7 protein-coding genes are annotated in these 13055 nt (G+C 45.1%); all 7 read left to right on the top strand.

The window, feature by feature from the left end; genetic code table 11:
- Positions 1–74 precede the first annotated feature (74 nt).
- The 7 genes from EHO57_RS01850 (at position 75) to EHO57_RS01880 (ending at position 13055) form a co-directional block, all read left to right on the top strand.
- Positions 75–3218: an Lcl domain-containing protein gene (locus EHO57_RS01850; protein ID WP_167882316.1), complete on the top strand. Its 3144-nt coding sequence runs from the start codon at positions 75–77 to the stop codon at positions 3216–3218.
- Between the two features lie 370 nt (positions 3219–3588).
- Positions 3589–5232, top strand: a complete 1644-nt coding sequence (locus EHO57_RS01855) for a TolC family protein (RefSeq protein WP_135647077.1) — start codon at positions 3589–3591, stop codon at positions 5230–5232.
- 31 nt (positions 5233–5263) lie between these two features.
- A complete protein-coding gene (locus tag EHO57_RS01860; RefSeq protein WP_425460758.1) occupies positions 5264–7048 on the top strand; it encodes an Ig-like domain-containing domain in 1785 nt (594 codons plus the stop codon).
- A 24-nt stretch (positions 7049–7072) separates the two neighbouring features.
- Positions 7073–7780, top strand: coding sequence for a lipoprotein (locus EHO57_RS01865; protein ID WP_246050446.1), 708 nt, complete (start codon positions 7073–7075; stop codon positions 7778–7780).
- A 93-nt stretch (positions 7781–7873) separates the two neighbouring features.
- Entirely contained in the window at positions 7874–8389 is a 516-nt protein-coding gene (locus tag EHO57_RS01870) for a tetratricopeptide repeat protein (RefSeq protein ID WP_167882317.1), read from the top strand.
- Between the two features lie 50 nt (positions 8390–8439).
- Positions 8440–9966 carry an efflux RND transporter periplasmic adaptor subunit gene (locus EHO57_RS01875; RefSeq protein WP_135647081.1) on the top strand — a complete coding sequence of 509 codons (1527 nt, stop codon included), beginning with the start codon at positions 8440–8442 and terminating at the stop codon, positions 9964–9966.
- Complete coding sequence (locus tag EHO57_RS01880; RefSeq protein WP_135647082.1) at positions 9966–13055, top strand: efflux RND transporter permease subunit; 3090 nt, start codon at positions 9966–9968, stop codon at positions 13053–13055. Before EHO57_RS01875 ends, EHO57_RS01880 begins: the two co-directional genes overlap by 1 nt.

Consider the following 13055-nt stretch of genomic DNA (forward strand, 5'->3'; position numbering starts at 1 on the left):
TGGCAGAAAGAGGGAATTTCTTTGATCCTCCTTCTTACCATTCCGAGTTTTAGGTAAAAATGAATCTGTTTCGAATGATTTTCCGACATTTCTGTTTTGTTTTTATCCTTCTCTTCTTCTTTCTCTCTTCCTTTGCCGGTTGCAGGCCGGAAAACCTGCAGAATTCTATTCAATCCGCTCTTCTTCAATTGCTTTCCCAAGGGTTGGGAATCCATACATCATCGAATCCGATTATTCCGGGGAGAACTCTTAGTCTGAATGGAACCCGTGTTCCTCCTGTGATCGGTACTGTTCTGGACCCGAGTAACAGTGGAACTGCCATAGGGATCGCAACGGAGAACGCTTTAATTCCGAATCTGATCTTATTATATAATACGAATGGACAACCTTTTGCAGTAGATGCGAACGGTGACGGTAATTTGGACTATTATATCTGCATCGGGAGCGATGGGAATGTGACCCTGAACACAGGGACCAATTGCACCGGTGGTCAGGTTGTGATCTTACCGACTCACGGGTTTGACACGAATCTGGATGGAGTCGCTGATAATCAGATCTTGGCTGATATCGCTTCCGATTCTACTCTTCCGAGCAGTTTGATCAGTCCGAGCCAAGGTCTGTATGGAGGAGCCCAATCGATTACGATCACCTGTTCCGATAATGTTGCTCCAGGCGATATCGTATATACGACAGACGGTTCTCTTCCAACATACGCCCCCTTAAACGGTAAGGTCACAAATCCTCCGCATGCTTTATTCAGTATAGGCGGAGCTGGGGATGGCATTTATACTGTCAGATATAGATGCAGGGATTTTGCGGGAAATGTGGAGAACGCTCAGTCTGCTACTTATCAAATAAATCATAATATTCCGATTATCTCATTGTCCGGTGCTTTGAGTTCAGCGTATATCAGCACAAATTCCGGGGCGATCAACTCTGCGAATTTCTCCTGGCAGGCGAGCCAGTCCGGCGCGTATTCTATTCGTTTGAACGCAACCGGTTGTTCTGACGGAACGGTCTTGAATTCGGGAACTGCAACGGCGAATTCTACAATTGCCTCCAGTGTATTGGCAAGTCAGTTGAGCCTAGGCTCTAACTCTGTCTATATTTGTGTGACTTCCGGGCTAACAGGTCATTTGGCCTTATCGATTTCCAGAGACGATTCTAGTCCTTCTATTACCCCGAACCCAGGTGCTGGGACTTTCGGTTCTTCTCCCCAAAACGTTCAGTTGAATTGCAATGATTCGAGTGGTTGTAAGGTAGCATATACTTTGGATGGTTCCGATCCAGGAATAGATCCGATCACTGGAAATGTAACGAGTGGGGCTTTGTATTCGGGTTCTTCTATATCTCTTTCGAATGGTTCTACCGAGGTGAGATCGATTGCAAGGGATAATGCGGGAAATGTTTCCTCTATCCAAAGTTCGACATACGTTATTAACTCCGCTGTGGCAACGATAACGGTCAATGCATACGTTCCTGCGAGTAAGGCGATCAATTCTAATTCTTCCGCGACGGTCGAGTTGGATTGGCAATCGAGTGCATCCGGTTTTTATAAGATATATGTGGGAAGTTCGGCTACCTGCAGTTCAGGGACCTTGGCTACGGGGACGAATGTCGGCGGATCCGTAACTGCAAATTCTCAGGTGACTTCTATTTTAGATAATTCTAATTTTGTAAACGGTTCCAATACCGTTCTTATTTGTGTTGCGAATGCGAGTTTGGATCCTCAATACGGAAGCTTTAGTACTACGATCATTAAGGATAGTGTTCTACCTACCGTATCTTCTTCTACTCCTGCGAATAATGGATTGGGGATTACAGTCGCGCCGGCGAGTCTAACGATCCAATTTAGCGAAGCAATGGATGCGAGTCTGATCCCTAATTCCGATTCGAATCTTTGCCCTGCGACGGCTCCTTCTACTCCTGCGACGATCACCGCATATGTTTATGACGGTCTGAGTATGAATTGTACGGATGTTTCCGTGAAATATACTTGGGCAGATACGAATAAAACCAAGTTGGTTGTGGATCTTTCTTGGGTAAATTACCCTGAAAATACCAAGGTTTTACTAACATTCCCGAATAGCTATATCAAGGATCTGGCAGGAAATTCTATCGCTTCCGATGTGAGTATTGGATTTACTACTACCAAGGATCCTAAGAAATTCAAGGTTTTGAAAACGAATCAGATCACTTGCTCGGACATTAATGGGAATCCGGTTCCTTGTTCCGGGACCGGACAGGATGGGGAATATTCTTCCAGTAAGAATTTTACCAGGAGTTACTCTTCACCTACAAGCATAGGTTCCGGCTATATCACTACTGATAATGTAACAGGTCTCGTTTGGAAAACCTGCGCCTTAGGTTGGGAAGTGCAAACCGGTACTCCGGATACTTGCGTGAAAAATAGTCCGTACCCCGGTCCTTGGCCTTTCTATAACGATAATAGCCAAACGACCCCTCTTTACTCTGCGGTGAATGCTTGCTCCGCTTTGAATTCTTCCAATTACGCGAATCTCTCCAACTGGAGATTACCTACTGCAGCCGAGTTAAGCACTCTTCCGACATACGGTTCTCCTGGAAGTATTGCGATCGATACAAATGCTTTCTTAAGTACATCTAGTGCTTTGGCATCTACCTATTGGATCAATTTCTGGACAGGTACTGCGTTCTTAGGAGATCCTTATTACTCTTGGGCCATTGGTTTTGGGGACGGATCTTCTACTACATCCGTTAAGCCTACTGGGGATAGTATCTTCTGTGTTTCTTCTTCCAGTTCTTCTGCTGCGCAAATATCGTACACGATCAATAAGACCGCAAGCGTCAACAACGGAACCGTTACGGATAATGTAACAGGACTTATGTGGCAGATGTGTACGGATGACGGGAGTTCCGGAACAAATTGCGGAACTGGTGCTGCCGTATCATACACTTGGGATATGGCGCTCGCTAGATGCAACTCTTTGAGCTTACTCGGAAAGACTTGGAGATTGCCGAATATCAATGAGTTAAGATCGATAATGGATTACTCAAAGGCTAATCCTTCCATCGATGCAACCTATTTCCCAGGAACATTATCGAATTATTATTGGTCTTCTACGTCTTACGCTCCTTCTCCTTCAAATGCATGGTACATCCACTTCAATCGAGGCCTAGTAAGTGCTTTTGCCGCGAAGAGTTCTAGTAGTTTCTACGTTCGTTGTGTAACGAATTAGCGATTTATGATCTTCTTTCTCAATTTTCTTTCTCGTTTTTCTTCTTATTTACAAAACGGACAAAAATATATTGCGAATAATGCCGTCAGTTTCAAGAGTCTCCCACAAGAGGGTGTTTATTAACGAAGGATTGACATAAGTTATCTTCATTTGGCATTTCTTATTTTGGTTTTCCATTCGAATGAAAGTTTCTCTTGGATTTAAATAAAAATGTCATTCGATGCAAGTGTCCTTGGTTTATTTGGCTGATCTGTCTTTTGATCTCGCTATATTCTTTATAGTATATCGCAGTCGGTTGGAGAGAATACATCGTATCCAATTTGCGAGATCTTAGATTATTTTTGAAGCGATGGTATTGTGTTTGAGGAGCATGGCACGGATTCTTTCCGATAAAGTTTTCTTTCTTCGTGTGAGGAGTCACGCTCGCTTTCTTAGATCTACGAATCGATTTGTATTATTCTCTTTTGTCTTTTTAAGCTATCCAGTATTTTCTGAATCTTCCGCTGCTTTGCCAAACCGTGGGAATATTACCCGGGTCCGTTTGCCTATCAATTTAGATCAGGCCATCCTGATCGGTACAACGAATAATGTGATCCTAAGGACCTTGGATTCTAAGAAAGAGATCTCTAAGATGGTGATCACAGAAAGATGGAGAGAGTTTTTGCCCAAGGTAGGCGTTCAATATCTTGGTCTGCGGAACGTTAATACCGGCTCCATCGACAACCTGTACAACGACGTTCGATTGACTGTACAACAATTGGTTTTTGACGGTGGAGAGGCGGGGCTCCAAGTAGAGATCGCCAAAATGAACGATGTACTGAACGAACAGGATTTTAAGATCAATGCTGCCAAAGTCAAGCTGGAGATCCAAAAGTCATATATGAAGGCTTTGGCCGCCAAGGGAAAGATCCTGCTCGGCCGCAAATCCATCGAGAAAATGGAAGAATCCCTAAAAAAGGCAAAGGTTGAATTTAGCCAGGGACTCATCACAAAAGTGCAATTGATGGAGGCTACGAATAAGATCAAGCAGGCCCAATTCACTTTCCTAAAATACAAGAACGAATCCAATCAATCTCTTTTAGAACTCAAGCAAGTGCTATCTTTGGATTATCATGTGGATCTGGATCTTGAGGAAAATATCTATACGGACATCTCTATCTCCGAGCCTAAGTTCGATGTGGAAGAAACCATTATTCGAGCGATCAATACTAGAGAAGATCTAAAGAAATCCCAGGTCGTTGTTCGTAAACTGAAGAACGAAAAGAAGATCGCGGATAATTATTGGATCCCTAAGATCTATCTAGGCGGTTATGCCGGTAAGAACGGTAACGATTTCCCTCTTCGTCATGATATTTACGGTCTGAATTTTAATTTGGTCATTCCATTCGGAAGTAGCGTTGTTCAGTCCAATGGAAGTTTGGGTGTCCAGAAGGACGGAACCGGTATCCAAACCTATCCAGGGTTCGGTAACCAAACGGTTGGTCCCGGATTGAACGGTTACGAATCTAGCTCCATTAAGTTTTTTGATAATTTGGCATACTCCAGAAAGATCGTGGAGGGCGAGGTCCAGTTAGCTGAGGCTCTTCTGAATTTTAAGAATTTGGAAAATCAAGTGGCGGTAGAAGTACAGAAAAGCCTGGATAGATCGGTAGAGGCTTGGGAACTCCTTAAGATCTCCAATTCCAGAGTGCTTCTTCAATGGGAATCATTAAAAATAAGTAATACTAAATTGAATGTTGGCCAATCCAAGAAGGAAGAACTTTTGAATTCCGAATTGGAGTTTGTTCGCTCCGAGCAGGAACTAACGGATTCTCTCGTTAACTATATGATCAGTTGTTACGAAGCGGCTCATGTTGCGAATCTGGACGTAACTCAGAAGAAATTAATTCGAATACAAAAAGGAAAGGGGAATTCTTTGATCGGTGCCTTATTGCAGAATAAGGATACTAAGTCCGTTGCCGGATTGGACTCGGCGGACCCGATGAAGACTGACTCTTTTCCAGGTGCAAATTGAGAAATTGCTTACGATGCATTTATAGGAAGAGATGGGTATGAGAATATTTCTAATTATTAGTTTGGTCGCTACACTGGTCTTGATCGGTTGCGATTCGATCTCCAAAAATCTTTTGAAGGCAGATCCTTTTGTGGGGGAGACAGAACCTCCTAAGGTGATCTTTAGTAACCCTACGACTGGAGAACAAAATCTTCCTACAAGCCAATCCTTCTCTGTGGGCTTTAGTAGGGTCATGAATATTAATAGTTGCCAACTTGCCTTTACCATTTCTCCTTCTACTCCCGGATTCTTTACGAATACCGCAGGCTTGGTTCTAACATTTACTCCTTCTGCTGCCTTGAATGCCGGAACGTATACGTTTAATCTTACGAAATCCTGTGAGGATCCGAACGGAATGGATATCCAAAATCCTTTCAGTGCTTCCGTGGCCATCGGAACCTCTACCGGCAGTTTAGGCTCGAATCCTACGATCTCCGGTATGTATGTGTATGCGGGAACTTCTTCTGCATGTAATACTTCGAATGCGGCTTTGACGGACTTTTTAAACGGAAATGTGCAGAACGCTTGTATGGGAAACCCTTCTCAAAACCAGATCCTGATCAATTTCTCCCGTCCGATGAATCCTCAGACGACGAATTCGGCGATCACGATCAGTCCCAATGTTCCTGGAAGTTATACTTGGACTTCGAATACGATCCTTACGATCACTCCTGACTCCGCGTTTGCTTTGAATCAACGTTATACGGTGATCGTAGGCGCTCAGGCAACGGACCAGAATAATATAGCATTAAAGCAAGCGGTCCAATCCAGCTTCTATGTAGGTTCCGGAAATGCGAATCCGGGAGTCACTTCTATGACCGTTCTGAGCGGTTCTCAGGCGGGTTGCCAGGCAGGGATTGGGACTGCGACGAACTTCTTAACTAGTACAGTCAATAATGCCTGCGTGGGGAATCCTACGAACAATACGATCACGTTTAATTTTACCACGCCAATGGATCAGCAGAGTACTCAAAATGCGATCTCTCTTTCTCCGAGCATTCCGGGTAGTTTCAGTTGGTCGAATGGGAATCAGACTCTGACCTTGGCCTCCGACTCAACCCTGAATTTCGGGACTCGCTATGATGTGGGCGTTAGCACCTCAGCGCAATCTTCCGGATTGATCCCGATGCAGCAAGCAGTGGTCGGAAGTTTTGTTGCAGGCGCTCTGAATCCTGCACCGATCGTGCAGGCTGTAGGGCTTGCTAGCCAAATTGGTGCTCCTGGTTGTTCACAAACGTACCCCGGAACAGGAAGTTCGACGGGAGGGGATTGGAATCTAGGCTTCTGCTGGTGGGATTCTTCCTTGCCGGTCCTTTCTCCTAGTTCTTATAAATTTAGGGGTGGAGATGATGGTACTACGACTGCTGCCTCCTGTGCCGACAAGACCACTGACGATTTTAGGCTGATCTTCAATAACTATATGGATCAGGGAACCACTGTGAATGCGGTTTCTTTGAGTAGAGTGAGTGGTACTTCTACGGTAATTCGATTGTCTACTTGGAGTTGGAGCGATTGCCAGGTTTCTTATCCTTTCGGTTGCAGGGTTTTAGATCTGAAGTTTGCGGAGATCGAGGCAAGCTGCGGCGGTAGCGGGGCATTCGGTTCTTCGGGCGATTACAACTTAACGAATGCAGGTTTGGATTTCACGAATGCGTATGCTCCTATTGCAGTGGATCCGAACGGTCCGATCTATACGATCTCGGTCAGCAATTCCGCATCGGATGTGAACGGACGCAATTTGAATTCTCCATTCTCCTTCTCTACGGTGAGCCAATAGATGTTTAAGAAGAAGGTTTTATTTATGATCCGTTTGCTGCGCTTACAACTCTTGCTCCTTCCAGTCCTTGTGCTGGTCAATTGCGCTTATCCTTTCTTTTTGAATTCCGGTTCGATCCGAATGGCCACTAAGAAAGAATCGGTTAAGTCCACTTATCTGCTGGGCTATATCGAAAATCGCGACAGCCATTTCGATCCATTCCACACGAAGAACTTATCTAGCATGTTGAAGTTCGAACTCTTGAACGCAGGATACGGCATACTCGTGTTAGACGACTATATCAAGCCTGGCGAGGATATGTCTCCTGGGAAAGAGGCCGCTTCTAAGAGAGGAGAGACGAAGGATCTCCTGGCACAATTGGCGGAAAATGCCAAGATGAGCGGAGGGGGATCTGCGAGTCCGGGAGCTGAGGGCTCCGGATTTTTATCCTCCGATTACGGTTCCAAATTGCTAAGAGAGTCGGAAATCAAGACCGTCCAAGGCGTTACCCATTTCGATTTCTTTATCCAAGGTGCGATCGCGATGAACGATAACCGGAAGATCATCGATAAAACCGAGAATGGGATCATTTTCCTGGAGATTTTCGATAAGTCGGGCAAGTTCGTAAGTAGCATTAATTATACCGTCGAAGGCCGGACATTGACGGAAGCAGAACTATTGAAATCGATTTGCGGTAGGGTGATCGATAAGTTGGAAAAAAGAGAAGACCCTAAACCGTGGTGGAGATTTTAATCGAGTAGCATGCTTTTAAAACGAATTTCATTTTTACTCGTTCTACTTTTTTGCGTTTCTTCCGTTTCATTTTGCGGCGGGGAAGATAAGGCCTTGGAAGAAAAATATGCGAAGGCCATGAACCTTTTCTGGGTGAATAAAAGGGCGGAAGCTCTGAAGTTATTATTGGAGATCTACGATAAAGATTCCGATTATAAAGATACGTTATTGGTAATCGGAAAGATCAACTACTACGATCTCAAGTTTCCGGAAGCTAAGAAGTATTTTGAGAAATTGTACGATAAGAATCCTGAAAACCTGAATGCTCTTCTTTGGATCATTAAGTCCCAGTTCGCTGCAGGTATTCGAGATAAGTCGATTTTTGAGAATCTTCAGACCTTCATGAAGAGGGATCCGAATAATCTTGAGGTATTATATATTAGCGGAAGATTGCTGGAAGAGGCGGGGAAGACTGACCTGGCGATCCAAAGTTACAATCAGATCCTTCTGCAGATCCCTCAGATCGCTTTCGCTCATAAACAGTTGGCCGAGATCTATAAAAAGGCGAATCTTTCCGAGAAAGCCGATTTCCACTCCAATCAATTCCAAGCCTTAACAAGAAAAGAATAGAGTGCAGGGAAGGGGTTGGTCCTTGTCGGAGTGTTTCGCCAGAGAATATCATGAATCTATTAAAGTCTTTATTCGCTAATAAGGTAAGCAGGACTATTTTCCTAGGGATCGCCGGATACCTGGTCCTTTATTTCGTATATGCAAGAATTGTAAGAGGGAATAATGCAAGTCCCTTGATCACCAAACCGGGAAGTGTTATCTTTAAACCGGCGGATGCTGTCTTCGGAAGGGCGAGCATGGATGCTTCTGAAGGAGCGCCTTTACTTGGGAGCAATCTAGAAGGGGCAGGCGACGGTCTTTCTCAAAATCCTCAATCGGTAGAAGCCTTTAAAGTAGAGCAGAGGATGATGTCCCCCAATATAGACGTTTCGGGACTCGTGGACTTTGAGAATAAGGCTGATATGTTCTCCAAGATAGGCGGCCGCTTGGAAAAGATCTTTGTGAAGGAAGGAGAGGAAGTCTCTCAGGGGCAAAAGGTCTTTCAGGTGGAGAGTCTACAAATGGAACTGGAGCTCATGAAGCAGCAGGCTACATTGGAGGCTTCTAGGTCGCAGGCTCGTCTCGCCAGAGAGAAGTGGGAAAAGGCAAAGATGAACGTATATGGCCTTGTCCAAGAGAGAGAGAAGAGCCAGGCTATTTTTGAGAAGGCCAAGGAAGAGTTAGAGAAAGCGAGAGCCACATTCTTGGCGATCGAGGAAGTGTATAAGGTCGGTGGTTTGAGCAAAGAAGAATTCGAAATGGCCAAACTGGGTCTGACCACAAAAGAGACCGCTTACGGCGTTGCCAAAAGAGATATGGAGATCCGTAGCATTGGTCTTACCGACGAAGATATAGCGCAAAACGGTTTTATGGTCCCTCGCTCCAAGGAAGAAAAATTGAATCTTCTTAAAGAGATCAATACCAAGATCGAGAAGGCGGAATACGAGGCCGCAGAAGGGGTTTGCAGATCTCACGAAGCTCAGGTTAATTCCACCAAGACCATGTTGAAAGAGGCTGTGATCTATTCTCCTATGAAGGGAGTGGTTGCGAAGAAGTATAAGACGGAAGGAGAGCTTCTGACCGGGCCTGGCGGTAATCAGGCAGTACTTACGATCATCAATATCGATAAGGTATATGCGGTCTTTAATATTACGGAAACAGAATCTACTATTCTAAAGAAAGGAATGAGAGTGGACTTCTCCGCAGACGTGTTCCCAGGTTCTAAGTTCTCCGGCAAGATCGTTTTGGTGAGCCCTTTAGTGGACCAGAAGGCACATACTGTGGAAGTAAAAGCTCTTGTTGAGAACGTAGGTCGGAAGCTGAAGCCCGGTATGTTTATCAGAGCGAATATCGTCTTAGGGGAGCCTGTCCCGACCATTATTCTTCCTGCGGTTGCCGTTTTAGCCAACGAGGGAGATAAATCTTCCGTGTTTGTGGTGAAGGACGGTCGTTCTTATAGTGTTGAAGTCAAGGCCGGCAAGAAATACGGAGAAGATATAGAGATACTTCAGGGATTAAAACAGAACGATATCGTTTTACTGGAAAAACTTTCCCAATTGCGAGATGGTATGCTCGTTGTTCCCGCATTTAATAGATAATGAGCGCTATCCTTAGGTTCTGCATAAGCAGGCCGATCACGGTCGCGATGATCTGGTCGGCATTGGTCCTCTTCGGCTTTATCGCTTTAGAGAATCTTAAGATCAATCTTATGCCGGAGCTTGAATTTCCCAAGGTAACCATCGTTACCGGTTATCCGAATTCCTCCTCGGAAGAAGTGGAGAGCCTGATCACCAAGCCGGTCTCGGATGCGGTGAGTACGATTGGCGGTGTGGAGTCTGTCCGTTCGGAGTCGATGGAAGGTCTGTCCACTGTCACAGTCCAATTCTCCAATCATACTTCTGTGGATTATGCGATCATCGAGATCCGAGAGAGGATCGATCTGGTACGGGATTCGCTTCCCCAGGACGCGAATAAACCGATCGTGATCCGTTTCGATCCTTCTCAGTCTGCGTTCCAGGAAATCGCGATCTTTCCTAAGGCTGGGATGAAGGAGAAGGAACTACGTTCCTTTCTGACCGACAACGTTAAGGTTTATTTTGAAAGAGTAGAAGGTCTTGCTGCCGTCCAGTTCTCCGGTGGATACAAGAAAGAAGTCTCCGTAGAGATCGATTCGGAGAAGATGAACTCTTACAGCATTTCTCTATTCGATATCAAGAAGTCTATCTCTCTCGCGAATGTGAGCTATCCTGCCGGGACTTTGCCTGTGGGAGATAAGGATTATCTGATCCGGGCAGTCGGTGAATTTAAGTCCGTTGATAATATCGGCGAAACTGTCGTGGGTTCGAATTCGCAAGGGGTTCCGATCCGACTGGGTTCCTTTAGCGATATTCGTGTGGGCTTTAGAGAGCAAACAGGGATTGCCAGGTATAACGGTAGGGATTGCGTTATCGCCTATTTGTATAAGGAATCGGGTAGGAACTCCGTCGAGATCTCGGACCATGTCAAACTGGAACTAGGGAATATTAACCGAAAGTTCGGAAAGGAATTGTCGGCAGAGATCGTATACGACGAATCCAAGTTCATTCGAGAATCCATTTCAGGTGTTACCGGCTCACTGATCAGTGGGATGATCCTGGCATTCTTGGTGCTGGTGTTCCTTCTTCGGAATTTGAAGAGCCCTATTATCCTTCTGACCGTTATTCCGGCCTCGCTTTTCTCTACGTTGTTGCTATTTTATATTTTTGGAATATCCTTGAATATGATGTCTTTGGGAGGAATGGCGCTTGGGATCGGGATGCTATTCGATACGAGTAACGTCGTTTTTTCCGCGATCGAGAGAAATCTATCTAGAGGCGTTCCTATTAAGGAAGCTTCCTTGAAAGGTACTTCGGAAGTTACCGGTTCCGTGGTCTCGGCTACTTTAACCACTGTGATCGTGTTCTTACCGATCATATTCTTTAAGAGTATTATAGGGATCGTATTCGGTGAGATGGCGCTTGCGATCACGATCTCCCTTTTGATGAGCCTTTTTGCCTCTCTTACCCTGATCCCGATGATGACCTCAGTGCTGTATTCGATCTCTTTGGAGCCTAGGTTCTTGACGGAAGTGGTTTTCAAACGTTCGGAAGAATTCCATAGAAATCTTTTGACCAGGTACGAGGCGAGGCTCATTTCCTATATCCAGCAGCCTAAACCTCTTGTCAGACTGATCTCTTTGTTATTCTTCTTTTCCGTTATTTTTCTTTTTATTTTGCCGATGGAGTTCGTTCCGAGAGTGGATACGGGAGAATTCTCCATCTTCCTTAAGACCAAGAACGGATCGGGTCTAACTCATACTTCCGAGGTTGTTTCTTCTTTAGAAAGTGCGCTCTTAAAGAACTCGGATGTAAAGAGCGTGATCTCCAGGATCGGCTATGAGGAAGATCAGTTGGGCTCGAAGAAGAGAGGCAATTGGGGATCGAATCGGGCTATTCTTCGGGTGGTATTGAAGGAAGGGGCCTGGACTTCGTCTGCGGAATTTATCAGTAAATTCAGGAAGTCTTTCCGTTTTTCGGAAGAAGTGGAAGTGCATTTCGAGAATAGCGGGGATGTTCTCGCGTCAGTCGTTTCCGCGGAAGGGAACGGAGTGAGCCTGGAGATCTTAGGTGAGAACCTGAATACATTGAATGAGATCGGGTTGGGATTGAAGGAACAGCTCTCCAAGTTGAAAGGTGTAAAGGATGTCCGGACGAGTATGGAAGATACTTCCGTCGAATACGATCTGAGTTTCGATTCCGTTAAGGCTAGTCTTTTCAATCTGAATAACGACTATCTTTCGAACTATCTTAGGATGGCAAACTACGGTTCTGTAGTCACCAAGATCAAACTTGAGAATCGTAACAGGGATGTTCGTCTTTTCTTTAAGAAGGGGGATGTCGGTTCCTTGGATAAGATCTTGGGTATGAGGGTACAATCCCCTAATGGAAATCTGATCCAACTCTCTCAGATAGGCACGATCCGAGAGAGCCATGCTCCTGTTTCCATTATCCGTTCCGGGAATTCTAGAGTGAATCTGATCACTGCGGAGGCGGATTTCAACGAGTCGAGCGATCCGTACGAAGGTGTAAAGGATCTGATCGCGAAGGCCAAGCTGCCTGAGGGGTATCGGATCCGCTTTGCCGGAGAGCAGGAGAATATCGATAAATCCTTCGGGGATCTGATCTTTGCGTTTGTTCTTGCAATTATTTTAATATATATGCTTCTTGCGAGCCAGTTCGAGTCCTTGACCTATTCTTTGATCATGATTTGCACGATCCCATTGATGTTTATCGGGGTCTTTCCCGCTTTATTTATTTTCGGCAAGAGTTTGAACGTTAGCTCTTTTATGGGGCTTGTGCTTCTTTTGGGGGTTGTGGTGGATAACGCAGCTCTCTATTACGAGTACGTGCATTTGCTCGCTAAGGAGAATATACCTCTCCAGAAAGTGATCGTGGATAGCGGCAAGATCGTCTTACGTCCTATCTTGATGAATAATGCGACCACCATATTGGGTCTACTGCCTATCATGTTGGAATTGCAGAAGGGGACCGAATTCCAATCTCCGATGGCGATCGTTGTGATCATAGGCCTTCTTACTTCCTTCTTCTTTAGTTTGTTTTTGATCCCGGTGCTCTTCTATTATCTTCTTAAAAATCAGAAAAGAGCCTAA

It is taken from the genome of Leptospira langatensis (assembly GCF_004770615.1).
GTDB lineage: Bacteria > Spirochaetota > Leptospiria > Leptospirales > Leptospiraceae > Leptospira_B > Leptospira_B langatensis.

Coding starts and splice junctions, on each gene's coding strand:
- EHO57_RS01875 (WP_135647081.1), top strand. CDS start 8,440: ATGAATCTATTAAAGTCTTTATTCGCTAATAAGGTAAGCAGGACTATT.
- EHO57_RS01865 (WP_246050446.1), top strand. CDS start 7,073: ATGATCCGTTTGCTGCGCTTACAACTCTTGCTCCTTCCAGTCCTTGTG.
- EHO57_RS01860 (WP_425460758.1), top strand. CDS start 5,264: ATGGGTATGAGAATATTTCTAATTATTAGTTTGGTCGCTACACTGGTC.
- EHO57_RS01855 (WP_135647077.1), top strand. CDS start 3,589: ATGGCACGGATTCTTTCCGATAAAGTTTTCTTTCTTCGTGTGAGGAGT.
- EHO57_RS01880 (WP_135647082.1), top strand. CDS start 9,966: ATGAGCGCTATCCTTAGGTTCTGCATAAGCAGGCCGATCACGGTCGCG.
- EHO57_RS01850 (WP_167882316.1), top strand. CDS start 75: ATGATTTTCCGACATTTCTGTTTTGTTTTTATCCTTCTCTTCTTCTTT.